This is a genomic window from Sinorhizobium fredii (assembly GCF_002944405.1).
Taxonomy (GTDB): domain Bacteria; phylum Pseudomonadota; class Alphaproteobacteria; order Rhizobiales; family Rhizobiaceae; genus Sinorhizobium; species Sinorhizobium fredii_C.
The window spans coordinates 3,398,062-3,421,307 of record NZ_CP024307.1; the positions used below are offsets into that span (position 1 = coordinate 3,398,062).

Sequence of the window (23,246 nt, forward strand, 5' to 3'; positions counted from 1 at the left end):
AATTGGGGGTCTCGAGCCGGGGCGGCCTAGTTCGCCGGAGCGGCCGGGCGGCCGTTGAGCTTGGCGGTGATGTCCTGGATCTGCGCCGTCACGTCCGCCAATGCCGAGGCGAGCGCCTCCTCGCTTCTCGCCTGGTCGGAAAGGTTCGCGTCGCGGCTGTTCTTCAGGTTTCCGACCTCGGCCTCGAGGTTCTTCAGCCGCCGATTGACCTCGCTCAGTTCGTCCATGACCATGATGCCCGCCATCACCGTCAGCCTGAGGTCGCCGATTTCGCCGAACTGCCCCTTCAGGTGGCCGACATATTGATCGAACCGGGCGGCGAGGTCGCTCAGGTGATCCTCCTGCCCTTCCTCGCAGGCCATGCGGTAGGCCTTGCCGTCGATCGTCACCGTCACCTGTGCCATGCTTCAAGAACCTCAGCGATCCAGCACTGCCCGAATGGTCTCCATCGCCGTCACCAGACGGCGGGACACTTCGCGATTGACTTCTTCCAAACGATTGGCCCGGAACTGCGACTGATCGAGCTCCTGCGCCAGCCGCGACCGGTCCGTATTGACCCGGCGCACCTCGCCCTCGAACTCGCTCACGTCCTTTTCCTTGTCAAAGCGGCCGTCGATTGCGATTTCAAGGGACTGAACCGCGTTTCGCAATTCCTCGATCGCCGCATTGACCGTCTTTGCAGGCATCTCTTTCGAAACCTCCAGAGGGGATGAGCAAGGCCGAACGCTTTCTCATTGCCCGAAACAAGGGGCGGAGCCGATCCCGCGCCTATCGCCTGAACCTCTCTCGCTCCGCGCTCCGAATCGTCCAGCGTTCCGGCCGTTCGGATCAACCTTTTTAAACCCATTCCGTAAGGCTCAACAATGGCGGCGTCGCCAATTGCACGCTGCAAGCTGTGGATCGCCGATTTTATCCGCCGATGCTATGCTTGCGGCGCGATCCTTCGGCCCAGGCAAGGTCGCAAAAAGCGCGCCGCCACCGGCGCCGGAAGGCCTGTATTTGTTGACTCGGGCGGCGCACCTGCTATGTGTTCGGCCGCTTCTCATACGGTCTTTGGAGGATAGAGGCCGTCCCCTGACCACCGAACGCAACGGAACAGTCATGATCTCTCGCGAAAAACACGACCGGATGGCGAATGCAATCCGTTTCCTCTCCATGGACGCCGTCGAGAAGGCAAATTCCGGCCACCCGGGTCTACCGATGGGGGCGGCCGACATAGCAACGGTCCTCTTCACCCGCTACCTGAGCTTCGACCCGAAAAACCCCGCCTGGGCGAACCGCGACCGCTTCGTGCTGTCGGCCGGCCACGGCTCGATGCTGCTCTATTCGCTGCTCTATCTCACCGGCTACGAAGACATCACCATCGACGAGATCAGGAATTTCCGCCAGCTCGGCTCGCGGACCGCCGGCCATCCGGAATACGGCCATGCCGCCGGCATCGAAACGACCACGGGGCCGCTCGGCCAGGGCATTGCCAATGCCGTCGGCATGGCGCTCGCCGAGCGCAAGCTGCGCGACGAATTCGGCAGCGACCTCATCGAGCACTTCACCTATGTGATCGCCGGCGACGGCTGCCTGATGGAAGGCATCAGCCAGGAGGCGATCGCGCTTGCCGGCCATCTGAAGCTCAACAAGCTCATCGTCTTCTGGGACGACAACAACATCTCGATTGACGGGCCGATCTCGATCGCCGACTCGACCGATCAGCACGCCCGCTTCCGTGCGTCCAAGTGGCATACGATCGCCGTCGACGGCCATGATCCGGAAGCGATCGCCGCGGCGATCGAGGAGGCGCAGAAGTCCGACAAGCCGACGATGATCGCCTGCAAGACCGTCATCGGCTTCGGTGCGCCGAACAAGGCCGGCACCCACAAGGTGCACGGCTCGCCGCTCGGCGCCGAGGAGATCGCCGCGACCCGCAAGGCGCTCGGTTGGGAAGCCGAAGCCTTCACCGTTCCCGCCGACGTGCTCGACGCCTGGCGCAGCGCCGGCGAGCGCTCGGCCGAGACGCGCAGGGCATGGGAGGCAAAGCTCGAGGCCGCTGAGAAGAGGGCCGAATTCGTGCGCCGCTTCTCCGGCGAACTCGAAGCGGGCCTCGCCCCGGCGATCAGCGCCTACAAGCAGAAGCTCGCCGAGACCAAGCCGTCGCCGGCCACCCGCAAGGCTTCCGAGGATGCGCTGGAAGTCATCAACGGCGTGCTCAACGAGACGATCGGCGGCTCGGCCGACCTGACCGGCTCCAACAACACCAAGACGAGCCAGACGCATTCGATCACGCCGGACAATTTCTCCGGCCGTTACGTCCACTACGGCGTACGCGAGCACGGCATGGCCGCCGCCATGAACGGCATGGCGCTGCATGGCGGACTAATCCCCTATTCGGGCGGCTTCCTGATCTTCTCGGACTATTGCCGTCCGTCGATCCGGCTTGCCGCACTAATGGGCATTCGCGTCATCCACGTCCTGACCCACGATTCGATCGGTCTCGGCGAGGACGGCCCGACGCACCAGCCTGTCGAGCACCTGGCCTCGCTGCGCGCCATCCCCAACCTCCTGGTGTTTCGCCCGGCCGACGCGACGGAAACGGCGGAGTGCTGGCAGCTCGCACTCGAAAGCCGCAATCGCCCGTCCGCCATCGCGCTGACGCGCCAGAACCTGATGGCGGTGCGTACCGAATTCAAGGAAGAAAACCTCTGCGCCCGCGGCGCCTATGAGCTGGTCCCCGCGAAGGATGCGAAGGTGACGCTCTTCGCCACCGGCTCGGAAGTGGAGATCGCCGTCAAGGCCAGCCAGGCGCTGCAGGAGAAGGGCATTTCCGCCCGCGTCGTTTCCGTGCCCTGCGTCGAGCTTTTCGCGGAGCAGAGCGACGACTATCAGAAGGCGATCGTCGGCAATTCGCCGGTCAAGATCGCCATCGAAGCCGGCGTCCGCCAGGGCTGGGATCATATCATCGGCAGCGACGGCACCTTCGTCGGCATGTCGAGCTTCGGCGCTTCCGGTCCCTACAAGGAACTCTACAAGCACTTCGGCATCACGCCGGAAGCGGTTGTCGCGGCCGCCGAAGCCAAGCTGTCCTGATCAAGCCGGAGGGCGCCCTTGTGGCGCCCTCCATTCGTTTACCCACGCCAAACTGATAGGGAGAGACCCGACATGACAGTCAAAGTCGCCATCAATGGTTTCGGCCGCATCGGCCGCAACGTGCTTCGCGCCATCGTTGAATCCGGCCGCACGGATATCGAAGTCGTCGCGATCAACGACCTCGGCCCCGTCGAGACCAACGCCCACCTGCTGCGCTTCGACTCCATTCACGGCCGCTTCCCGGCCGACGTGAAGGTCGACGGCGACGCGATCGTCATCAACAGCGGCAAGCCGATCAAGGTGACGGCTATCCGCAACCCGGCCGAACTGCCGCACAAGGACCTCAGCGTCGACGTCGCGATGGAATGCACCGGCATCTTCACCGCGCGCGACAAGGCAGCCGCCCATCTCGAAGCCGGCGCCAAGCGCGTCATCGTCTCGGCACCGGCCGACGGCGCCGATCTCACCGTCGTCTACGGCGTCAACCACGACAAGCTGACCAAAGATCACCTGGTCATCTCCAACGCATCCTGCACGACCAACTGCCTCGCACCGGTCGCCAAGGTGCTGAACGACGCCATCGGCATCGATCACGGCATGATGACGACGATCCACTCCTACACGAACGACCAGCCGTCGCTCGACCAGATGCACAAGGACCTCTACCGCGCCCGTGCCGCGGCGCTGTCGATGATCCCGACCTCGACCGGTGCGGCCAAGGCCGTCGGCCTCGTCCTGCCGGAACTCAAGGGCAAGCTCGACGGTTTCGCAATGCGCGTGCCGACCCCGAACGTCTCGGTCGTCGACCTGAAGTTCGTCGCCAAGCGCGACACGACCAAGGAGGAGATCAACGCGGCGATCAAGGCAGCCGCCGACGGCCCCCTCAAGGGCATTCTCGGCTACACGCTTGCCCCGAACGTCTCGATCGACTTCAACCATGACCCGCATTCCTCCGTTTTCCACATGGACCAGACCAAGGTGATGGAAGGCAAGTTCGTGTCGATCCTCACCTGGTACGACAACGAATGGGGCTTCTCCAACCGCATGTCGGACACGGCGGTCGCCCTGAGCAAGCTCATCTAAGACCATGTTCCGGGCCCTTTCCTCAACGACGGTGCGCTGGCGTCCGCTCGAGGGGGAAGGGCTCGAACATCTGACGATCCGGCCTCTCGACGCATCGGTGGGCGCGGCAATCCGCGCCGAAAGCGTGCTGATCGGCGCGCGCGGCGGAGCCGCCTATGGCGTTCGCTACCGCATTGACTGCGACGCCGGCTGGCGTGTCACTTCCTTCTTCATCGGGACGGCGGACGGACGCCGGCTGCACCTGCTCTCCGACGGCGGCGGCCATTGGCGCACGGCGGAAGGCGTCGCCCTTCCCCGCTTCGACGGCTGCATCGACATCGATCTTGCCGGCACGCCCTTCACCAACACCCTGCCGATCCGCCGTCTGGACCTCACGCGGGCGTCGGGCACCGTAAAACTCAAGATGCTTTACGTGCCATTCGACAGCTTCGAGCCCACGGTCGATGGCCAGCACTATACCTGCATCGAGGAGGGCAAACTCTATCGCTACCAGGCGGAAGACCGCAGCTTCACCGCCGACCTGCCGCTGGACGAGGACGGCCTCGTCACCGACTATCCCACCCTTTTTCAGAGACTATCACTGGAGACGAACTGATGGCTTTCAAGACCCTTGACGATCTGACCGATATCGCCGGCAAACGCGTGCTGGTGCGCGTCGATCTCAATGTGCCGGTCAAGGACGGTCAGGTGACCGACACCACCCGCATCGAGCGCGTGGCGCCGACGATCCGCGAACTCTCCGAAAAAGGGGCGAAGGTCATCCTGCTTGCCCATTTCGGCCGCCCGAAGGGCGAACCGGTCGCCGACATGTCGCTGAAGGCGATCGCCCCTGCCGTCGAGGAAATCCTCGACCAGCGCGTCCACTTCGCCGCCGACTGCATCGGTGACAAGGCCGCCAATGCGATAGCCGACATGAATGACGGCGACGTGCTGCTGCTCGAAAACACCCGCTTCCACAAGGGCGAGGAAAAGAACGATCCGGCCTTCGTCACGGCATTGGCCGCCAATGGCGACATCTATGTCAACGACGCCTTTTCCGCAGCGCACCGCGCCCATGCCTCGACCGAGGGCCTGGCACAGCACCTGCCCGCCTATGCCGGCCGCACCATGCAGGCCGAACTCGAGGCACTCGAAAAGGGTCTCGGCAATCCGAAGCGTCCGGTCGTCGCTATCGTCGGCGGCGCAAAGGTGTCGACCAAGATCGACCTGCTGCAGAACCTCGTGAAGAAGGTCGACGCGCTCGTCATCGGCGGCGGCATGGCCAACACCTTCCTCGCCGCCCAAGGCATCGATGTCGGCAAGTCGCTCTGCGAGCACGATCTTGCCGAAACGGCAAAGTCGATTATCGCCGCGGCGGAAGCCGCCGGATGTGCCATCGTGCTGCCGGAAGACGGCGTCGTCGCCCGCGAATTCAAGGCAGGCGCCGACCACGAGGTCGTCGACATCAAGGCGATCCCGGCCGACGCAATGGTGCTCGATGTCGGGCCGAAATCCGTCACTGCCATCAGCGACTGGATCTCGCGCGCTGAAACCCTCGTCTGGAACGGTCCGCTCGGAGCCTTCGAAATCGCCCCCTTCGACAAAGCGACGGTGGCCGCCGCCAAGCATGCGGCCAGCCGCACCCGTCAGGGCTCGCTCGTCTCGGTCGCCGGCGGCGGCGATACGGTCGCTGCCCTAAACCACGCCGAGGTCGCCGACGATTTCTCCTATGTTTCCACCGCCGGCGGCGCCTTCCTCGAATGGATGGAAGGCAAGCCGCTGCCCGGTGTCGATATCCTCCACCAGCAGAAGTAGCCGCACGCGCGCCGACCCGGGCAAATGGATAAGCCCGGGTCGGTGCCTCAAAAAAATTGTGACATTTCAAACGATTAAATTTTTTTAAATCGTTTTAGTCGATTTTACTGCCATTTTCCCGCACAGTATCTTCTGTTATCGCGCGCTGCGTACCTACAGCGCCGCGCGTCTTTAGGACGTCCAAAGGCCGCTGTAGCACTTTGAATTGCTGCATGTTTCCTTGCGTAAATCGGCGACGGCTTACGGAGGCATGCAGTCGGACGCGAGGATGTTTCTTGCGCCCTCAGACCGAAACGGTTTCTTGCGCCGCTCCGCTGCGTTCGGCGCTCTGTGTAGGAGAAAAAGATGAGCGAAAGACTGGAAGATATTGCGGTTGCCATGGTCGCCAACGGACGGGGCCTGCTCGCTGCCGACGAGTCGACCGCAACGATCAAGAAGCGCTTCGATAGCATTGGCCTCGAGTCCACCGAGACCTCGCGCCGCGACTATCGCGAGATGCTGCTGCGCTCGGATGAGGCGATGCGCAACTATATCTCCGGCGTCATTCTCTATGAGGAAACCCTGTTCCAGAAGGCCGCCGACGGCACCGCGCTCGTCGACGTCATCAAGAACGCCGGCTCGATCCCCGGCATCAAGGTCGACACCGGCGCAAAGCCCCTGCCGCATTTCCCTAATGAGACCGTCACCGAGGGCCTCGACGGCCTCGCCGCCCGCCTCGCCAAGTATTATGAAGCGGGCGCCCGCTTCGCCAAATGGCGTGGCGTCATCGCAATCTCCGGAACCCTGCCGAGCTTCGGCGCCATCAAGGCCAATGCCCATGCGCTTGCCCGCTATGCGACGCTCTGCCAGGAGGCCGGGATCGTCCCCATCGTCGAGCCGGAAGTGCTCATGGACGGCGCCCCCGGCGACCACTCGATCGAGCGTTCGGAAGAAGTAACCGAATGGGTACTTCGCACCGTCTTCGAGGAACTGGGCGACCTGCGTGTGAAGCTCGAAGGCATGATCCTGAAGCCGAGCATGGTGATCGACGGCAAGAAGGCCCGCAAGGCTTCGGTCGAAGACGTTGCCGAGCGCACCGTCAAGGTACTAAAGCGCACCGTGCCGGCCGCTGTCCCCGGAATCGCCTTCCTGTCCGGCGGCCAGTCGACGGAAGAGGCAACCGCGCATCTCTCGGCCATGAACACGGCGCACGACCTGCCCTGGAAGCTGACTTTCTCGTATGGCCGCGCCCTGCAGCAGGAAGCGCTCAACGCCTGGAACGGCAAGCCGGAGAACGTCGCCGCCGGCCAGCGCGCCTTCTCGCATCGCGCCAAGATGTGCAGCCTCGCCGCCAAGGGCAGCTGGAAGAAGGACCTCGAACAGGCCGCCTGATGGGTAAGCCTGAGCGGACAAAGAGTTAAAGGGAGCGAGGAGAAGGCCCGGCGGCAGCGATGTCGCCGGGCCTTACTGCATGTTTCCTCAAATCGTAGCCGATTTGGGGACAAAAACATGCAGCAATTCAAAGTGCTATGGCGTCCTTTGTGCGTCTGCTAAGACGCACGGCGCTGTAGTATTCGGGGCCAATTGTCAGGGAGACAGTAAAATTTCGTTACAAATCCCGGATTTCCAGCGTTTCTAGCCTCTAAACCTGCTATCCTGTTTACCCCATCGACACCCCAACTGGAGGGCAGGGCAATGAGCGTAAGCAAAACCGCCGTGGAGGCGCGCAAGCTCGCATTGGCCGCAGGAAAGCGCATTGAGAAGCCAATCCCCAAGCATTCCGGTCTTTATATAGTCAGCCAGCCGACAGGTGCGCAATCGTGGGCCTATCGCTACAGGCGACCGACTGACGGCCGACAGGCAAAGCTGACGCTCGGACCCCTCAGCACCTATGCCCCCGGAGATGAAGGCTACGCTGGACCGGAAGAGCCGACCTTTGGCGATCCGCTCGACGTGGACGCTGCTTGGGGATTAGTGCAAGAATGCCAAAAGATGCTGCGCCGGAAGATCGATCCGGGTGAGACCGTCAAGCAGATGAAGGCGGGCGGAGAGGAAATCATCCTATCGGCTGCAACGGATGGCTGGACCTTCGAAGCACTGCTTATGAAGTTCATAGATTGGTATCAGCCCAATCGCGAAACCACGAAGCGACAGACCGCCTATTGGCTAGGCCTGAAACCGGACGGCAGAGGCGGCTGGGAGCACACAGGCAACGGCATCCTAGGCAAGTGGAAAGGCCGTGTCTTCTCCCGCTATGATGGCACGCCGGTCATGACCGCTGTGGACGCTAACGAGGCGATGTCCTCACTAACGAAAGTCAGCCGCAACCGGACCCGTTCAGCTTTGAAGGTGTTTAGCGGCTGGGCTTCGGAGTTCGGCCAGAACGGCAGACCTTATGTGGCGATAGACCCGTTTGCGGGGATGAAGCGTAAGCGACAGGATCGGGAGAAGCCGGGAGGCGAACAAGGCGTTCGTGTCTTGGAGGATTGGGAGATCGCCGCTCTTTGGAAAGCCGTCATGGCGGAACCGGACGCCTACGGACTGGGTGCCTTGCTCATCCTGACGACGGCGCAGCGGCCGGAAATGACCTTTGAGGCCCGCTATGAACATATGGACTTCGCCGAACGTGAATGGCGCATTCCGGCCGAGCACAGCAAAGTAGACAGACCGCACAGGGTCCCGCTGTCCGAAATGGCCCTATGGATCATCGCTCAACTGCCGACAACGAGCGGCTATCTGTTCCAGCCGAAAGGTAGCGGAAAGCGACCGCTGAACAAGCACACACGCCCCAAGGATCGGTTGCGAGATGGGGCCGACAAGGTAGCCCGCGAAGCTGGCAGACCGTCGCTAGAGCACTGGACGTATAAGCATCTCCAAAAGACGGCGATCACGCATATGGAACGACCGCCGCTGCGTGTGCCGCCGCATGTGACGAAGGCCGTTCAACAGCATTCGCAGGGCACGAGGACCGATCAGGCTTACCGGGGCTATGAGTATGACGAAGAGAAGCACGAGGCCTTGGAGAAGTGGGGCAAACAGCTGGCGAAGATCACAAGCTAGGAGGGTCCGGTGCGCAAAGTCTTCGCGTTCGTGGGGAAGGTTTCTGAGGTCATAGGACAGGTCTTGGAGGGTATCGGCCGGTTGATCATGATGGCGATCGGCCTTGTGCTGTGGCTCGTGTTCGTGGCGGGGCTGGTCTGGCTGGCTTTCTTGGTGATCAGGACTTTGGTGAGGCTGGCCGGGTGACACGCGGGGAGATAAGTATGACTTATTTAATGTGGCCGGAGGCTTTATGTCGTCGGAAAAGTCATGCTTTTGAGTGGGTACTTAAGACCCGCGCATGCGTCTGGCGCACCCCCGACCAAAAGAAAATCCACCAAAAATCCGCTCTTAATGTGCGTTCGCCCCCGATTTCCCGGTGTGCGGAGAGGCCCCGGCGAAGCGCACAAATGACGCTCTGACTATCAGGCACATGAACAATATCAAGCGCTTAGCGACGATCTACAGGCCTTGGGGTAACACTTTGGGGTAAAAGCCTCGCATCAGACGGCTGATTTCCGGCGGAGGGGCACCCGGGGCCTCAATTTCAAAGGTAGGTAGGGGCGTTCCCCCCTTGAGGCTCCCTCGCGTTCTGCGCAAACAGGGGACCCGGCGTGGACCGTGCAGGGTGTGGAGAAAATCAACTTAGCGATGTATTCCCCCTTTAGGGTCCCATCTAAGGTGGTGTTGGGCAGACCTTCCAAAATATAAAAATGCCCTCCAAGTGCTTGGTCGGATTGAGTTTTTTGTGGTTACACGTCACCCTCTCAAGACGATCCACACACCCAGTGCCAAAACAGACGGCCAGAAGAGCAGATAAACGACCACAGCGACATGCAAGGCGGCCTGCGCCAGCCCCGGATTTGCTATGAGAATATCGCTCATAATGCCTCCGCTTCGCGTCGGCCCCTGCGTCAAGGGATAAGATAGCACACCGGCTGGCGACCGTCCCTGCGTTTAAACATTGTGAGCGATTTCAAACACTTGCTGTCAGACGTCGCGAATTATTCGCTGTTCACACCCAGCGTCAGAGCGCACCATCTTCATAGTTGATGTGTTGGTGTGGGAGGTGACCGCCATGGCACGCAGGGATCGGGACAAGGGCATGGGCATGGATTGGACGCCTCTGCATGCGAAAGTGTGGAAAGTTCTTCGGCCAGAGGCAAGGCGACGTTGGTTTCGTGTGATCGATGGCGGCCGGTCGGGCACACCACAGCCTCGCTATCGCATGACGTCACGTGGCCACTTGCGGCTGGTGTGGAGCCGTATCGAAGGGTCACAACACGTGTGATGTGGGGTGAAAAGTGCCTATCCTATTGTAATCGTTCACCAATCCCGACACCTGTGTCATGCTGTGTATAAGGGATAATAAGCAAACTGTCGTATGTGGGCGGAAAAGGTGAACAACTCCAGAGACTTAGCGTGTTTTGAGGCTGCCGTCGCACGTTCAGCCGCCATGGTTCCGACGCCGATTGCGCCTCACCCGGCGCAAGATCGGGTCATCTACAGCAATCAACGGATCATCGCCCCTAAGTGGCTCAGCAAACCGGATTGCGGCGATGCCACGGCGATCTCCCCGCTTACGCACTAGCTTGATCCCTCGGCGAGCTAGTTCCTGAACAACACGCGGCCGGTTTAGAGCCTCAATGATATTCCGAGCATCGATCCCCACGGCTTCGGCCAACTGCCGCTGTTTGACCCAACCCGGCAAGCCGCCGACCCGATCCGGTGCAATCCGTTCTAGCTCGTCAACAAGCCGTTGCTCGGTTGGTATCAACGTTTCGCCAAGAGGCCACCACGGATCAATTTTTGCGTCTGGAAACGTCGCGCGGAGCAAATCCCGATCAATGGGTTTGCACTCCGCAAAGATGACGTCCAGCTGACAGCCTTTAGGGCAGTCGTCGCCATGCACCTTGCGGAGTGCGCCACGACCGACAGCCTGAAAAAGATGGTGTGCGACTTCGCCAGCGTGAAAGGCGTCAATGTCAGCGTCGCTGTACACGGTGGCAAGCGATTTGCCGTGCGCAGCCCGAAAAGCTGCCTCTTGCTGTGGCTTGCTGTATTGGTTCAAGCCCACCACGATCACGTGTTTTACATCGCGGAATTTGTTGATGCCTGTGTGCCAGCCCCAAGCCAAGAAATGCAGCTTTGGCGGCACTCTGCCTTCGACCTCCATACGACGTTTTACAGTCTCGCCTATCACATGTTCCATGTCTGTGGCCGGGGCATTCGTTTGTGTCGGCTGATGAATGATCAAGACTTCCGGCTCTGTTGTGGTTGCCGCGACTTCCGCAACACCTTGGGCGATCTCAAGGCGGTCTTTCAAGCGGCGTTGCGTGATCTTGCCCGCACCACGGTTCCAATGCCGAATGGTGAGATTGTGATAAGCCTTTCTCCCTCCTGACAAAAACTCCAGATTGCCGCGACCGTGCGACCATAGTTCATACGACTTACGAAGCCTGCCGCTTGCGTCAAGGATCAGGAGTGGTGCGAAATCTGGCGGCAGCAACTCGTCGTAATAGAGTGCAACCGTATGGTCGAATGGGTCGTGGCGGATCAAGGCTTTGCCCTCTGCCATTCGTTCAAGTCCTTCGACAATGACGACCTGATCAGCGCTCAGAAAGGGTTTTACAGCCGAAAAGTCTATGTCAGGCATTGTGGGAATACAGTTGCCAACGCTCTCCTCCATACGAGTTGCCAAGGCGTTCAGTGCGTCACGCTGACTGATGAAGCCGTGTGTTCGAAGAGGTCGCAGCAAGTGCTTGATATCGTCAGCGGAAACAGTACGGGGCAGAGCCGGAAGGATAGCTTCATCCCATATTTTTACTTGGCGGGGTTTGCCGCGATAGTCAAATTGCCTCATGTTCTTGAGGCCAAGGCCCTTGCTAGCCAGCGCATACAGCCGCTGTTGTGTCGTGAATAGAACTTGGGCACGGTCGTTTCTGTAATTGTCGTCTCCTGTGTCTTCGCCAACTCCCTTGCTGTTAAGGTCTTTGTTTTTGTCGGCAGTGCGAACCGCGTATTGATGTGGTTTAAGGCCGATCTCCGCTATCAGCGCGTCGATTTGCTCTAGCCTATCGACCAAAATCATAATCCCGGTTTTTTCGCCTAGGCGGATCAATTCTCCGACCGCTACAGCGATGGCTGTCGTTTTCCCCATACCTGTGGGCAGTGGCGAGACAAAGTAGCTCGTCTGTGCGGTCTCTGCGGCCATCGCCTTGATGGTCTGGATGATCGCCCGAAGGCCATCCCAATTCTCTTCGGACGGAAAATGATCACGTTCGGCAAAGCGCTTGCGCAAAGCTCGTTCAACCCGCTGATTGAAACCTTCGAACTCAGTGGGATCAACGTCGATTTCTTCCCACGTGATGTTCAAAAGATGATCAAACGACGTAGGCCTAGCCTTGGAGAGCGAAAAGAAGAGCAGATCGTCTTGAAGTTTCAGCGTCGAAACGCTATATTTGGTGTATCTCATTGACGTTCCTTAGTTGTTGAGATTTTCTCGGTTGTGCAGCCGAGAGGTGGTTAGCTCTGTAAGTCTCCAAAACGGCCCTTCTCCGGGGCCGTTTTCTTTTGCCTGTTCTATGTAGGAATTTGAGAGCGTCTTTTCATCGTTTACACATCGGCCGATCGTCTTGACGTTACTGTGCGTTTAAACGCTTTGGCGCGAAGCGCCGTATCTTATATTGCTTGGCGTTTACTACGCTTTTTCAGGTCCCGACGCTCTGCTTGTATCCGCTCCATCGATGCCCGTATCTGCTTCCGTTCGTACTTGTGGCGTTGTCGCTCCACTGCCAGAGCGAGGCGCAAGTTCACTAGTCGGCATTTCAACTCCGCCTGCCGTTCCAGATCGCTCATTTACCGTCCTCCTTTGGCCACACCTTGGCACCTGCTTCGCGGACCCGGTGCCGGATGCCTTCGGGCAGGCTGTCCCAGTGCTTGCTGGCGGCTTCAGAACCCTTCTCAAACGCAATCCGAGCACCTTGCGTGAAGGCATCGCGGGCCTCTGGCGTGAGGAACTGGCGGAAGGCCTTCCACTCCAGGTCATCGATTGCCTTCGCGTGGTTGGCCTTCTGCTTGTCATTCAGGCCCGATACGTCCTTCGCGCGCAGTTCCTCCACGGCCGCAAGGGTGTCTTCTGCGTCGGCGAGGCGCTGGCGCTCCGCAGCCTGTGCGTCGAGGATGGCTTGGTTCTCGGCTAGCGCTTTGTCGTGAGCGTCGAGCCAGTCCTGATCGTAGACTGGTTGGCCGTCACGCCATGCAAGTGGTTTGGGTGTGTTTGTCATTGTCATTTTCTCACTCTAGTTGTTGATCGTTTAGTGTGGCATAGGCCCGGTCGGGGCCTTGCTCATGAGTTCGAGCATTCGCCGTTGCTCCATGGCGATGGCCGCTTCAAGTTCGGCGATGCGGCGTGCAAGCTGCTTCCGCTCGTTCGGTTGGGGTGTGGGTGTGTCGGTCATGATTTGCACTCCTGTCGTTTGGTGCGGGATGTGAAGGGATTTTTGCCCCGTCGCGGATTGTGCGGATTGCGGCCCATCCGATACTGCCATGCGGGGCAGTCATAGATTGCGCAGCGGCGGACTTCGGCGGGACTGTCCGAACTGCACGGCAGGCAGATTTTGTCGCGGATATCCGTCAAACGGTCTGGGTTAGAAGCACAGAAAGCGTCGTGACGTGCTTCGCCTTGGTCCACACCGTGCATTATGCGCAATCGCTGTTTTACGTCTCTGACAGAGGCCTGCGGATGGCCAGCGGCCGTTAAAACGTCCAACGGAATGTCCATTGGGTTCTTGCCGATCAGGCGACCGTGCTGATCCTTGTCGCAAAGCTGGTCACGCCATTCGTGATTTTCGGGCTGGTATGTGCGGAAGCGGTCGCCGGGGTTGAGGACCATCTTGCCACGATGAGCGACTGGCTTAGCCGTATACAAGTTGGTCATCGGCTGGCCCTCACCCTGTGTGATGTCGAGCGCCTTGCCGCCGCTTCTCTTCGTGAAGGTCCACTTGGGCCTTATAGACGCACTTGGCGGAGCAGTACTGTGTTCTGCCACGGAGGATAGGACCGCCACAGTAGGCACATGGGCGTTTGGCAGTGAGCGGTTTGGACCATGGCTTGGCGGGTTCGGGCAGCGGTGTGGTGTCTAGGCCGATGTCGTGAAAGAGGCCCAGCATGCGCTCGTACTCGGCCGCTCTTGCCGGTTTGTGCAGCCGTAGCCACTCCATGCCGGGTGCGAAGCCGATTAGCCGTTCGGTGTGGCCCGCGATCTTGCGCGTTACATACGGAGGTCCCTTTTCGACTTTCCATAGCTGGTATAGTCGCGTACAGCTGAGGCCAGCTATTCTCGCGAACTCCGTTGCTGTGAAACAATCCTCGATCATCAAAAACTCGCTCATGACACAACATATGGTCAATTGTGACCATTGAACCTACTAGATACTGTAACTGGTACTTGCCGCCGATACTAGGCCGAGCTTATAATGAGGCCTAGATCACCGAACTGGTGTTAAGAGTAATTCCGGAGTTCAAAAACAGTGGGCAGCAGACGACAAGAGCGCGACGAAGAGTTGCGCAAGCGCTATCACGACCATCACGAAGCACAGCGGCAGGCGTTGCTTCAAATGATCAACAGCTTGCCGAAAGAGGCACTTCCTGCTGAGTACAACAATGCATCGTTGTCCGATCAGATCGAGGAGTGGCAGGTGGCCAACGGCGTGATTGCGAAACCGGAGCGCCAAGGTCTGAGTATCGGCAACCGCAAGGCACTTTTTGACGCTGGCATGCAGGCGATCAGCCGAGACGAATATCCCGAAGGCACCGTATGGGACCTGTCGGGAGTTCCATGGATGCCCGGGCCGCTTGGGACGATGATCCCAGCGAGGCCGAACATCAAAGACAGGCACGATTGGGCCAAAGCCGAGAAAGAGGACAAGGAATACACCAGACACGCGGAGCGCCTCTATCCGCTATACCGCACTGTTTTTCCTGATGACGACCCGGATACGGTCGCTGCGGCCGTTGGTGCTCTGACTAGCCATGCGGGGTTTAGCCTGTCTGATTTGAACGCCATCGCTGAGGACCCCACGGCGAGATATGCGGCATTCGCCCAAATCCATTCGGTGGCAGAAAAGATCGCCTACGACCGCCAGAGCGGCGGTGGCTACGATGACGATGACGACGACATGCGGACGGGTGGCTTCTTTGGCGGTGGTTCGTCAGGGGCAGGTGGCAACTCTGGCGGTGGCGCACGGGCTGCTAAGAGCGACGACAGACCGACGCCTGTGAGTGACTACGTGAACGAGTTCCAGCGGAAGGCAGGGTTAAAAGTATGACTAATCGAACAATCATCTACACGCGGAGTGCAGGGACGGCGGGCAACGCGGAGCATTTGCGGAACACGCAACTGCAAGCCGCGACGGCTGCGGCCATACTTTCTGGCTGTCCGACGCGCCGCGACGCACAGGGTGAGCCGAAGCTGTTGAACTCAGTGCCGATGGTCGAGCCGATCGCTGCGAGCGACAAAACGTTTCGCAGTATTGTGGAGACGCTGACGCCAATGGACACGTTCGTGATCGCGTCGCTTGGTGTTCTGGCAGATACCCCAACAGCCCTCATAGGGCGTCTCTCACGAGTTATCGCGACGGGCTGCAAGCTGATCATCGCGGACCTGCCACATGTGGACATCGGGACCATCCGGCAAACGGCAATGGCCTTCGTTCCGTTGGAGCAGAAAGCCGAAAAGCTAAGCACTGAGCTTGATAGCCTCTACGCGAGCCGGAGCGAAGAGCGGGCGACCTATGCGCGGGAGTGCCAACGCCAGATCATCGATACGTTGTACAGGCGTGGCATCGATCTCTCGGACTTGCTTGGCGACGACAAGCCGAAACAGCCCGTAGACGACATTCGGGGCAAGCGACTTCGCCAGCTGCGAGAAAGCCTTTCACTCAGTGCGGCTGAGGCAGGCCCGCTAGTCCTCGCCGTAGGGTCTGACAGGGCGTTCTCTAAACAGGATGTGAGCGAAATCGAGACCGGGAAGGCCAAGCCCGAAAAAATGGACCTGTACGAAATCGCCATCCGGGCCGAAGTCGGACGCCGGAAGGTGGCAGCGAAGCTAGATCGTGAGATTGCCAAGCAGTCAGGCCAGCCCGTCACGGCGACGGAGCAAGAGGTGCTCAACAGAGTGATCAAGCCAGCACAGAAGGGCAACGACAATGCACACATTTAAAGGCGAATTTCACGGACGATCGCAAGTCGCGGAGAGCCAGCTAAAGCCGTCGAATTACAAGCAGTCCGCTGCCATCAGAAATGGTGTGGAATTCGACAACCGGGCGGAACTGGAGGCCCACGACAATGGGCAGCCGAAGGCGAAGCGGCAAGATCACGGCTCGCAGGTTGTCCCGAGTGAACTTGAGCGAAGCAACTACAAGCGGCCGATCGCCTTCCGCGACGGCCAGCCGATTTATGACAGGGCCGAACTGGCCGCTAAACAGGAGTGAATGAGATGGCAATCTATCAAGGTCCGGTAAAAGGATTTGAGGAAGTCGAGTTTGCTAAGCCACCGATCGATCTGGATCGTGGGGTCACAGGCAAGAAGTCGTGGATGCATCCTGAGATTGGTATTGTGTACGCATACAAGGACGATCCGGGCGTCTATTTCAATGAGCACGGAACAGAGGTCTCCGAGCAGGTTGCTCGTTTGGCCGGTCACGACGTTGAGGCAAACGCGCGCATTCGTTACCTCAGACAGAAGCGCAAAGAGTTCGATAAGGAGCTTGAGGCCGAGATGGCCCGAGTGACGAAGCAGGGCGGTGACCTGTTGGTGTCACGCGGTGGCTTCTCGGTGATGACCCTTGCCCACGGCAGATGCGCAGTGACCGACTTAGACGGCCAGTGGATCACACCGAACCCGCTCACTCGGGAAGAGGCGTTCAAACTGCTCGACAAACTGTCGCCTGTTGATCCGGTAGCGGAGGGCCAAGACGATGTCAGCGAGTAAACAGCTTGATCGCATGATTGAACGGGCCAGCGGAGACCCCGAGGTCTTGGGCGAGAGCCTTTGGGATTTCATCGACAACGAACTTGAAGACGATGCGCGGGACCTTCTGGACGAAGTGGCCAAGCGCCTGATGAGCGGTGATGAGGAGAACGACTGATGGCCGTTAGGACTGCAAATATTACGTATCCGGGCAGCAACATCCTGACGACGTGGACCGGCTTGCTCAATGGCGACACTGGAGCGCCGTTCGCTGCGGCCGACTGGCCTATCAAGACGGTGCAGGTTACAGGCACCTTGGGCGCTGGCGGCTCTGTGCGATTGGAAGGCACCTGCGACGGCTCGACGTGGGCCACTCTCCATATGCCCGACAACAACGATTTGGTGTTTACGGCATTGGGTATCGAGAAAGTCTTGGAGAACCCTCTGCTCATCCGGCCTGCTGTGACGGCCGGTGACGGTTCGACGAACCTTGCCGTTCGGGTCGTAGGGTCGAGGGAAAGGTGAAACCGCCATGGATCACGGCTACGTTTGGGAGAGCGGCGGCTATTGGTGGCGACGGCCTCCGGGCACACAGGACCGTGAAGGGCCTTTCGACAGCCGCGAAGAGGCCGAGGCAGGCCGTGCCGCTGAGCAGATCGGGGCCGCCATTAAGAGCTACATCCAAGACGGTGGGGACGGCCATATCAAAGATGGCCAGAGCGAAGTTTAGCGGAGTGACGGCACGTGCCTCTCTCGACGTCATTCCGCTTTAAGAGTGGTCCCGGCGGTTCCGTCTTCCTTCCCATCGGGGCCATTTCTTCTTGTTTAAACACTGGAATTTTGGCTATTGATCTGTGCTGTTTCGGCCACGGAAAGGGGATTTCTGCCTACCCCGCGCCTACCCCGTTTTAGGGTAACCGGCAAAACCAAATAATTTCAAACTATTAGGAAATGACATTTCTTGTCAGGGAGACAAGTTTGCGGTTTCGGCGGGCCGATAACGCTTTTACATCAGCGCCATTGCCGATTGCCGGGGAACTGCAATGAAATCCGTCTCCTATGTCACCGTTGACGTCTTCACCGCCGAACGCTTCACCGGAAACCAGCTCGCCGTCATCCCCGATGCACGGGGCTTGAGCGACGAGCAGATGCAGGCGATCGCCACCGAATTCGGCTATTCCGAAGTCACCTTCGTGCTGCCGCCGGATGATCCGGCGAACACCGCCCGTGTGCGCATCTTCACGCCGACCGCCGAAATTCCCTTTGCCGGACATCCTAATGTCGGCACCGCCTTCGTGCTCGGTCAACAGGGGGAGATCTTCGGCAGAAGGCCCGGCGACAAACTGCGTTTCGAAGAGAAGGCCGGGCTGGTCGAGGTTGCCCTTCTCGGCGACGGCGACGCGATTGCCGGCGCGCGCATCGTCGCTCCCCGGCCGCTCAGCATCGGACCGGTCATCGACGCTGCGACCGTCGCCGCCTGCGCCTCACTCCGGCCGGAGGACGTGAGCGAACGCACTCATCCCGCCGTGCGTGTCTCGGTCGGCCTCGCCTTTGCCGCCGCCGAAGTCAGGGATGTCGCCGCCCTGTCGAATGCGCGGCCCGATGTCAGCGCCTTCCATGAAGCGAATGCGCGTTACCCACTCGCCGATGACAGCTTCAGCCTGTTTCTCTATGCGCGCACGCCCGAGCGCCCCTGGCAGATCAGGGCTCGCATGTTCGCGCCGCTCGACAATGTCATCGAGGATCCGGCGACCGGCAGCGCCTCGGCGGCGCTCGGCGCCTATCTCGCTTCGCTTCTGCCGCAGGCGGATGCGGAAATCGAGATTGTCATCGAGCAAGGCGTGGAAATGGGCCGCCGCAGCGTCATAACGGTCCGCGTCAACAAGAAGAACGGCACGGTCCGCGAGGTCAGCGTTTCGGGCAATTGCGTGGCGGTGATGCGCGGGTCGATCGAGGTCTGAGCACTACAGCGCCGCGCGTCTTATCAGACGCGTAAGGTCGCTGTAGCACTTTGAATTGCTGCATGTCTTTGTCCTCAGATCGAGGTCGATTTAAGGAGACATGCAGGAGGCCCGCCGGATCAGCGCGTCTCGGGCGTGCAATCCCTCATCGACTTGAGAAGTGCCCGAAATCGGGGGTGATCGCGAATCGGATCCAGATCGGAGTCCTGCTTGAACCAGAGGAGATGGTAGCTGGAGCTCTGCGGAACGACGGCTTCCAGCAGATCGAGCGCGCGCTCGCTCTCTCCCAACAAGGAATGGACGCAGGCCGCGTTATATTGCGCGACGATATCGTCCGGATCGACCGCCAGCGCTCGCGCCGCCCATTCCTTGGCGCGCTCCCCTTCGCCCAGATGCGCGAGCGCCAAGGCCCCGCGATGGGCGGGGCTCGCATTTTCCGGGTGCCGCTCCAGCGCGGTTTTCGCCCGCTCGATGCCGATCCGCGCCCAGCGCTGGCGCTCGGATTCCATTCCGAGCGAGAGATAGCAGTTCATCAAATGAATTGGTGAAAAATAGTCGTCGGTGCGGATTTCCGCCGCCCGCTTGAAGAACTGCACCGCCTCCTGAAACCGGCCCTGCGCAAATAGGAAGCGGCCATAATAAAGATTGGCCTCATAGAGCGACGGACTCAGCGCCAGAGCCTGGCGGAATTCGCGGCCGGCCTCTTCCGTCTGCCCGTCGTGGGTCAATGCCAGCCCGCGTGAGGCATGCGCTTCCGCCAGGTTTGGGTCGAGCGCCAGTGCCTTGGAGCTCATCTCGAAGATGCTCTCGAGCGGAAACTCCTTTTCGTGCCAATCCCTGATCGCACATTCGCATTCGGCGATGCCCGCGTAGGCGCGCGCATAGTTCGGATCGAGTTCGACAGCCTTCAGGAACATCCGGCGGGCAAGCAGCAGGTAGGACCGAGTCCAAGTATGCGAGAACTGCCGGCCACGCAGATAATAGGTATAGGCTTCCACGGAAGTGGTCGGATCGCTCTCGATCGCCTTCTTCTCCTCCGGCAGCAGCTTGATCTTCAACTGGGCGACGATCGCATGCGTGATCTCGTCCTGGATGGTAAAGATATCGGTGAGATCACGATCATAGCGATCGGCCCACAGGTGCCCGCCCGTATGCGCATCGATGAGCTGGCCGGTGATGCGGACACGTTCGCCGACCTTGCGGACGCTGCCTTCCAGAATGAAGCGGACGCCGAGTTCCTGGGCGATCTGCTTCACCTTCACCGGCTTGCCCTTGTAGGTAAAGACGGTGTTGCGGGCGACGACATGCAGGCGCGAGATCTTCGAAAGATCGGTAATGATGTCCTCGGTGATGCCGTCGGAGAAATATTCCTGCTCCGGATCGTGGCTCATATTGGTGAAGGGCAGGACGCCGATCGATAATTCGTAGCCGGCCTCGAGCGTCGCGTCGGGCGGCTCCGTTTCCTGCCGGGCGGCCGCCTCGCCGAGCGCGACCGTATAGACGCGGATATTCGGCGCGATGTTCTTCAGGCTGTATTCGCCCTTGTCGACGAAGCCGAGGTCCAACCGCGAGCCGACCTGGTCGCGCACCGACGAGGATACCGCAATACCGGAGGGATCGGCGAGCCCCTCGAGCCGCGCCGCAACGTTGACGCCGTCGCCGAAGATGTCGCCCTCCTCAACGATCACGTCGCCGAGGTGGATGCCGATCCTGAGTTCGATGCGCCGGCTCCTCGGCAGGCCTTCGTTGCGAACGAGCATGCCGCGCTGGATCTCGGCCGCACAGGCCACCGCATTCACGACGCTCGAAAATTCGATCAGCATGCCGTCGCCGGACAGCTTGACGATGCGCCCCTTGTGTTCGGCGATCTTCGGCTCCAGGCACTCGCGGCGATGCCGTTTCAAGGCGGCCAGCGTCCCCGCCTCGTCGGTTCCCATCAGGCGACTGTAGCCCACGACATCGGCAGCGAGAATGGCGGTCAGGCGGCGTTCCAAGAGTGCCTCGATTTTCATCTTGTGGCCGAGCACGGTAATTTAACCTTTTCTTGACTACATGTCGTGCGCAGACTTCGGGCATTTTGCGCGCAAGTGTAGCCCTGTCCTCAAAGGTTAGCTGTTTCTAAGGGAACGTCGTGCGGTCGCGCATTCCCTGCGCATGTTCTATCCGCGGCAGGTGAGTGCGACTGCGGCTACGGCCGGACGAACACCGTGACCATCATCACGGCGATGGCGAAGACGGCGATCTTCCAGAAATCCCGGCGCTGCCTGAGACCGGGATATCCGAGCGGCTTGATGATGTGCACACACATGGCGACGAAGAGGAGAAGCGTCAGTGCCTTCGACATTCATTTATTCCGGAGAATTCCGCGGCCACGGTTGCAACGTCATACGGCCGTCACTTTTCGACGCATAGAGGGCTATTGTTTTCGCCGCCGATTTGCAATGACCGGCGGCAGCGATTCCAGTTGAACGGCACCACATGCCGCCGCGAATTGCCGGTCGCAGAACGATTTCGGATGGAACAATGAGAAACAACCTGCTCCCCGTCGCCGCGCTGTTGCTCGGCACTCTGTTCCTCTTTCTAGGAAACGGTCTGCTGGGTCTGCTCCTGCCGGTGCGCGGCACGGCGGAAGGATACCCGACCACGATTCTCGGCCTGATCGGCACGTCCTGGGCTTCGGGCTTCGTGCTCGGCTGCTTCTTCGCCCCGAATGTCGTGAAGCGCATTGGGCACGTTCGGGCCTTCAGTGTCTTCACGGCGCTGATTGCCATCGTTTCCCTTTTGACCGGCATAATGATCGACCCCATCTGGTGGCTGGTCCTGCGCGCGCTGACCGGCTTCTCGACCGCCGGCACGTCGATGATCATCGAAAGCTGGCTGAACGAGCGCGCCACCAATGAAAGCCGCGGCGTAATCTTCTCCCTCTATATCGCCATCACCCTCTTCGGCGTCGTCGGCGGGCAGATGATGATCCCCTTCGGCGAGACGACGACCACATTCTTCTTCATGATCTGCGGCATTCTCTACTGCGTCGCGATGTTGCCGACGCTCTTGTCCAAGGCCGCCTCGCCGACGCCGCTCAAGCAGGTGCGGCTCGACCTTCGCGGCCTTTACCGCAATTCGCCGGTGTCCTTCCTCGGCATCCTCTTGATCGGCATCGCCAACGGGGCCTTCGGCACGCTCGGCGCCGTCTTCGGCCGCCAGGCGGGTCTTTCCGACAGCACCGTCGCGGCGATGATGAGCGTCGCGATCTTCTCCGGGGCGGTCATGCAGTTGCCCGCCGGCCGAATTTCCGACCGCGTCGACCGCCGCTATGTGCTCGCCGTTCTGGCCGGTGTGGGGGCGCTTGCCGGGCTCATGCTCTTCCTGATCGAGCCGGGCCAAGTCTGGATCGTGCTGACGCTGATTGCCGTCTACGGGGCCGCGGCAAACGCGCTCTATCCGATCGCCGTCTCGCACGCCAACGACTTCGCCACACCGGAGGATTTCGTCAAGGTCTCCGGCGGCCTGCTTCTGCTCTACGGCATCGGCACGATCATCGGCCCGACGATCGGCGGCCCGGTGATGACTGCGACGGGCCCCTATGGCCTCTTCATGATCACCGCCTGTGCGCATATGCTGATCACGGCCTATGCGATCGTCCGCAGCCGCCGGCGCGCACCCGTGCCCGTCGCCGAGCGCGAGACCTTCTCGCCGGTCAATGCCGGTGCACCGACGACGCCGGAAAGCCTGCAGCTCTCTCCGCGCGCGGCACCCTTCGAGGAGACGCGGGGAGACACCGTCGACGATCCCGAAGCGGAGGAGAGAGCCGATGAGCCTGTTTGACGACGATCAGCCGAAGAAGAAGACCGCGCATGAGATCGGCAGCGACCTTTCGCAGCTCTCCGTCGACGAACTCACCGCGCGCATTGCGCTGCTGTCGGAGGAAATCGCCCGGCTGGAGGCGGAGCGCACCCGAAAATCGGCGAGCCGATCGGCCGCCGAAGGCCTCTTCCGCTGAGAGCTAGACAAGCCTCAGAGAGCGCCGGCGGACGGCCGCTTAACGGGATATTAGGCATTTTCTGTAATTCTACCGTCATCCGGTCTTCCGGACTCAGACATTTTCACCGATTGGCGAATGGGTCTGATTTCTCCCTGTTTTACCTTGAGAGCCGCCCCGCGCGGCTCTTTTTTTGTTTCGCGACAGCTGTTTTCAAAGAATTGTGGAGATTAACCCTTTCTTAAGAATACCCTTGCGCGGAATGCGGTATCAGATCATTCTTCGAGCATAGAGGGGCCTCAAGGAAACTTTTCCCAAAGCCACTTCGTTACCTGACCGTGATGCGTTTTGAACCAGGGAA

Annotated in this window: 26 protein-coding genes; 17 read left to right on the plus strand and 9 right to left on the minus strand. The window is 60.2% G+C overall.

Annotated features, from left to right (window positions below):
• Positions 1-26: 26 nt before the first annotated feature.
• Positions 27-404, minus strand: a complete 378-nt coding sequence (locus tag NXT3_RS16715; protein ID WP_037420080.1) for a cell division protein ZapA — start codon at positions 402-404, stop codon at positions 27-29.
• Between the two features lie 12 nt (positions 405-416).
• Positions 417-686, minus strand: a complete 270-nt coding sequence (locus NXT3_RS16720) for a DUF4164 domain-containing protein (RefSeq protein WP_012709307.1) — start codon at positions 684-686, stop codon at positions 417-419.
• A 415-nt stretch (positions 687-1,101) separates the two neighbouring features.
• Here NXT3_RS16720 and tkt point away from each other — a divergent pair, with 415 nt between their 5' ends.
• From tkt to NXT3_RS31685, 7 genes are all read left to right on the plus strand, one after another.
• On the plus strand, positions 1,102-3,078 hold the full coding sequence (tkt, locus tag NXT3_RS16725; protein ID WP_104839716.1) for a transketolase: 1,977 nt from the start codon (positions 1,102-1,104) through the stop codon (positions 3,076-3,078).
• Between the two features lie 72 nt (positions 3,079-3,150).
• Positions 3,151-4,161: a type I glyceraldehyde-3-phosphate dehydrogenase gene (gene gap, locus NXT3_RS16730; RefSeq protein WP_097526656.1), complete on the plus strand. Its 1,011-nt coding sequence runs from the start codon at positions 3,151-3,153 to the stop codon at positions 4,159-4,161.
• A gap of 4 nt (positions 4,162-4,165) precedes the next feature.
• Entirely contained in the window at positions 4,166-4,756 is a 591-nt protein-coding gene (locus NXT3_RS16735) for a putative glycolipid-binding domain-containing protein (RefSeq protein ID WP_037420091.1), read from the plus strand.
• A complete protein-coding gene (locus tag NXT3_RS16740; protein WP_037420094.1) occupies positions 4,756-5,955 on the plus strand; it encodes a phosphoglycerate kinase in 1,200 nt (399 codons plus the stop codon). Before NXT3_RS16735 ends, NXT3_RS16740 begins: the two co-directional genes overlap by 1 nt.
• Before the next feature lie 345 nt (positions 5,956-6,300).
• On the plus strand, positions 6,301-7,326 hold the full coding sequence (locus NXT3_RS16745; protein WP_097526658.1) for a class I fructose-bisphosphate aldolase: 1,026 nt from the start codon (positions 6,301-6,303) through the stop codon (positions 7,324-7,326).
• Positions 7,327-7,629: 303 nt separating this feature from the next.
• Positions 7,630-8,994 carry a site-specific integrase gene (locus NXT3_RS16750; protein ID WP_104839717.1) on the plus strand — a complete coding sequence of 455 codons (1,365 nt, stop codon included), beginning with the start codon at positions 7,630-7,632 and terminating at the stop codon, positions 8,992-8,994.
• Between the two features lie 9 nt (positions 8,995-9,003).
• Entirely contained in the window at positions 9,004-9,180 is a 177-nt protein-coding gene (locus NXT3_RS31685; RefSeq protein WP_158665343.1) for a hypothetical protein, read from the plus strand.
• Between the two features lie 552 nt (positions 9,181-9,732).
• Here the strand turns inward: NXT3_RS31685 and NXT3_RS32945 are convergent.
• The 5 genes from NXT3_RS32945 to NXT3_RS31695 all read right to left on the minus strand — a co-directional run bounded on the left by NXT3_RS32945 (position 9,733) and on the right by NXT3_RS31695 (position 13,912).
• Positions 9,733-9,858 (minus strand): hypothetical protein, encoded by a 126-nt coding sequence (locus NXT3_RS32945; RefSeq protein ID WP_272939856.1) that lies wholly within the window; start codon positions 9,856-9,858, stop codon positions 9,733-9,735.
• 562 nt (positions 9,859-10,420) lie between these two features.
• On the minus strand, positions 10,421-12,448 hold the full coding sequence (locus NXT3_RS16755) for a DEAD/DEAH box helicase family protein (protein WP_104839718.1): 2,028 nt from the start codon (positions 12,446-12,448) through the stop codon (positions 10,421-10,423).
• 379 nt (positions 12,449-12,827) lie between these two features.
• Positions 12,828-13,259 carry a hypothetical protein gene (locus tag NXT3_RS16760; protein ID WP_104839719.1) on the minus strand — a complete coding sequence of 144 codons (432 nt, stop codon included), beginning with the start codon at positions 13,257-13,259 and terminating at the stop codon, positions 12,828-12,830.
• Between the two features lie 30 nt (positions 13,260-13,289).
• Entirely contained in the window at positions 13,290-13,433 is a 144-nt protein-coding gene (locus NXT3_RS31690; RefSeq protein WP_158665344.1) for a hypothetical protein, read from the minus strand.
• Positions 13,430-13,912 (minus strand): hypothetical protein, encoded by a 483-nt coding sequence (locus NXT3_RS31695; protein ID WP_158665345.1) that lies wholly within the window; start codon positions 13,910-13,912, stop codon positions 13,430-13,432. Before NXT3_RS31695 ends, NXT3_RS31690 begins: the two co-directional genes overlap by 4 nt.
• Before the next feature lie 592 nt (positions 13,913-14,504).
• On the opposite strand from NXT3_RS31695, the gene NXT3_RS16770 reads away from it, so the two are divergent.
• The 8 genes from NXT3_RS16770 to NXT3_RS16800 all read left to right on the plus strand — a co-directional run bounded on the left by NXT3_RS16770 (position 14,505) and on the right by NXT3_RS16800 (position 18,906).
• Positions 14,505-15,302 (plus strand): hypothetical protein, encoded by a 798-nt coding sequence (locus NXT3_RS16770; protein ID WP_158665346.1) that lies wholly within the window; start codon positions 14,505-14,507, stop codon positions 15,300-15,302.
• On the plus strand, positions 15,299-16,195 hold the full coding sequence (locus NXT3_RS16775) for a helix-turn-helix domain-containing protein (RefSeq protein WP_104839722.1): 897 nt from the start codon (positions 15,299-15,301) through the stop codon (positions 16,193-16,195). The genes NXT3_RS16770 and NXT3_RS16775 overlap by 4 nt, the downstream gene beginning before the upstream one ends.
• Entirely contained in the window at positions 16,182-16,466 is a 285-nt protein-coding gene (locus NXT3_RS16780) for a hypothetical protein (protein ID WP_158665347.1), read from the plus strand. Before NXT3_RS16775 ends, NXT3_RS16780 begins: the two co-directional genes overlap by 14 nt.
• A 5-nt stretch (positions 16,467-16,471) precedes the next feature.
• Positions 16,472-16,966, plus strand: a complete 495-nt coding sequence (locus NXT3_RS16785) for a hypothetical protein (RefSeq protein WP_104839724.1) — start codon at positions 16,472-16,474, stop codon at positions 16,964-16,966.
• 13 nt (positions 16,967-16,979) lie between these two features.
• On the plus strand, positions 16,980-17,123 hold the full coding sequence (locus tag NXT3_RS31700; RefSeq protein ID WP_158665348.1) for a hypothetical protein: 144 nt from the start codon (positions 16,980-16,982) through the stop codon (positions 17,121-17,123).
• A complete protein-coding gene (locus NXT3_RS16790) occupies positions 17,123-17,470 on the plus strand; it encodes a hypothetical protein (protein WP_104839725.1) in 348 nt (115 codons plus the stop codon). The genes NXT3_RS31700 and NXT3_RS16790 overlap by 1 nt, the downstream gene beginning before the upstream one ends.
• A gap of 7 nt (positions 17,471-17,477) precedes the next feature.
• Complete coding sequence (locus tag NXT3_RS16795; RefSeq protein ID WP_104839726.1) at positions 17,478-17,675, plus strand: hypothetical protein; 198 nt, start codon at positions 17,478-17,480, stop codon at positions 17,673-17,675.
• A gap of 313 nt (positions 17,676-17,988) precedes the next feature.
• A complete protein-coding gene (locus tag NXT3_RS16800; protein ID WP_037420100.1) occupies positions 17,989-18,906 on the plus strand; it encodes a PhzF family protein in 918 nt (305 codons plus the stop codon).
• Between the two features lie 119 nt (positions 18,907-19,025).
• Here the strand turns inward: NXT3_RS16800 and NXT3_RS16805 are convergent, their stop codons facing one another.
• Together NXT3_RS16805 and NXT3_RS16810 are read right to left on the minus strand one after the other, a co-directional pair.
• The gene (locus tag NXT3_RS16805; protein WP_234819791.1) at positions 19,026-20,918 is read right to left on the minus strand and encodes an adenylate/guanylate cyclase domain-containing protein; all 1,893 of its coding nucleotides are present in this window, start codon (positions 20,916-20,918) and stop codon (positions 19,026-19,028) included.
• A 176-nt stretch (positions 20,919-21,094) separates the two neighbouring features.
• Positions 21,095-21,250 carry a hypothetical protein gene (locus NXT3_RS16810; RefSeq protein ID WP_083854097.1) on the minus strand — a complete coding sequence of 52 codons (156 nt, stop codon included), beginning with the start codon at positions 21,248-21,250 and terminating at the stop codon, positions 21,095-21,097.
• Positions 21,251-21,429: 179 nt separating this feature from the next.
• On the opposite strand from NXT3_RS16810, the gene NXT3_RS16815 reads away from it, so the two are divergent.
• Positions 21,430-22,731, plus strand: coding sequence for an MFS transporter (locus NXT3_RS16815; RefSeq protein WP_097526659.1), 1,302 nt, complete (start codon positions 21,430-21,432; stop codon positions 22,729-22,731).
• On the plus strand, positions 22,718-22,906 hold the full coding sequence (locus NXT3_RS16820; protein ID WP_037420106.1) for a DUF1192 domain-containing protein: 189 nt from the start codon (positions 22,718-22,720) through the stop codon (positions 22,904-22,906). The genes NXT3_RS16815 and NXT3_RS16820 overlap by 14 nt, the downstream gene beginning before the upstream one ends.
• Positions 22,907-23,246: the final 340 nt, after the last annotated feature.

Bases quoted from the DNA above. Each gene is read 5' to 3' on its own strand.
- NXT3_RS31700 (WP_158665348.1), top strand. From the start codon at position 16,980: ATGATTGAACGGGCCAGCGGAGACCCCGAGGTCTTGGGCGAGAGCCTT.
- NXT3_RS16795 (WP_104839726.1), top strand. From the start codon at position 17,478: ATGGATCACGGCTACGTTTGGGAGAGCGGCGGCTATTGGTGGCGACGG.
- NXT3_RS16740 (WP_037420094.1), top strand. From the start codon at position 4,756: ATGGCTTTCAAGACCCTTGACGATCTGACCGATATCGCCGGCAAACGC.
- NXT3_RS16775 (WP_104839722.1), top strand. From the start codon at position 15,299: ATGACTAATCGAACAATCATCTACACGCGGAGTGCAGGGACGGCGGGC.
- NXT3_RS16755 (WP_104839718.1), bottom strand. From the start codon at position 12,448: ATGAGATACACCAAATATAGCGTTTCGACGCTGAAACTTCAAGACGAT.
- NXT3_RS32945 (WP_272939856.1), bottom strand. From the start codon at position 9,858: ATGAGCGATATTCTCATAGCAAATCCGGGGCTGGCGCAGGCCGCCTTG.
- NXT3_RS31695 (WP_158665345.1), bottom strand. From the start codon at position 13,912: ATGACCAACTTGTATACGGCTAAGCCAGTCGCTCATCGTGGCAAGATG.
- NXT3_RS16805 (WP_234819791.1), bottom strand. From the start codon at position 20,918: ATGAAAATCGAGGCACTCTTGGAACGCCGCCTGACCGCCATTCTCGCT.
- NXT3_RS16815 (WP_097526659.1), top strand. From the start codon at position 21,430: ATGAGAAACAACCTGCTCCCCGTCGCCGCGCTGTTGCTCGGCACTCTG.
- NXT3_RS31690 (WP_158665344.1), bottom strand. From the start codon at position 13,433: ATGACCGACACACCCACACCCCAACCGAACGAGCGGAAGCAGCTTGCA.
- NXT3_RS16820 (WP_037420106.1), top strand. From the start codon at position 22,718: ATGAGCCTGTTTGACGACGATCAGCCGAAGAAGAAGACCGCGCATGAG.
- NXT3_RS16785 (WP_104839724.1), top strand. From the start codon at position 16,472: ATGGCAATCTATCAAGGTCCGGTAAAAGGATTTGAGGAAGTCGAGTTT.
- NXT3_RS16745 (WP_097526658.1), top strand. From the start codon at position 6,301: ATGAGCGAAAGACTGGAAGATATTGCGGTTGCCATGGTCGCCAACGGA.
- NXT3_RS16790 (WP_104839725.1), top strand. From the start codon at position 17,123: ATGGCCGTTAGGACTGCAAATATTACGTATCCGGGCAGCAACATCCTG.
- NXT3_RS16760 (WP_104839719.1), bottom strand. From the start codon at position 13,259: ATGACAAACACACCCAAACCACTTGCATGGCGTGACGGCCAACCAGTC.
- NXT3_RS16750 (WP_104839717.1), top strand. From the start codon at position 7,630: ATGAGCGTAAGCAAAACCGCCGTGGAGGCGCGCAAGCTCGCATTGGCC.
- NXT3_RS16720 (WP_012709307.1), bottom strand. From the start codon at position 686: ATGCCTGCAAAGACGGTCAATGCGGCGATCGAGGAATTGCGAAACGCG.
- NXT3_RS16735 (WP_037420091.1), top strand. From the start codon at position 4,166: ATGTTCCGGGCCCTTTCCTCAACGACGGTGCGCTGGCGTCCGCTCGAG.
- NXT3_RS16715 (WP_037420080.1), bottom strand. From the start codon at position 404: ATGGCACAGGTGACGGTGACGATCGACGGCAAGGCCTACCGCATGGCC.
- NXT3_RS16800 (WP_037420100.1), top strand. From the start codon at position 17,989: ATGAAATCCGTCTCCTATGTCACCGTTGACGTCTTCACCGCCGAACGC.
- NXT3_RS16780 (WP_158665347.1), top strand. From the start codon at position 16,182: ATGCACACATTTAAAGGCGAATTTCACGGACGATCGCAAGTCGCGGAG.
- gap (WP_097526656.1), top strand. From the start codon at position 3,151: ATGACAGTCAAAGTCGCCATCAATGGTTTCGGCCGCATCGGCCGCAAC.
- tkt (WP_104839716.1), top strand. From the start codon at position 1,102: ATGATCTCTCGCGAAAAACACGACCGGATGGCGAATGCAATCCGTTTC.
- NXT3_RS16810 (WP_083854097.1), bottom strand. From the start codon at position 21,250: ATGTCGAAGGCACTGACGCTTCTCCTCTTCGTCGCCATGTGTGTGCAC.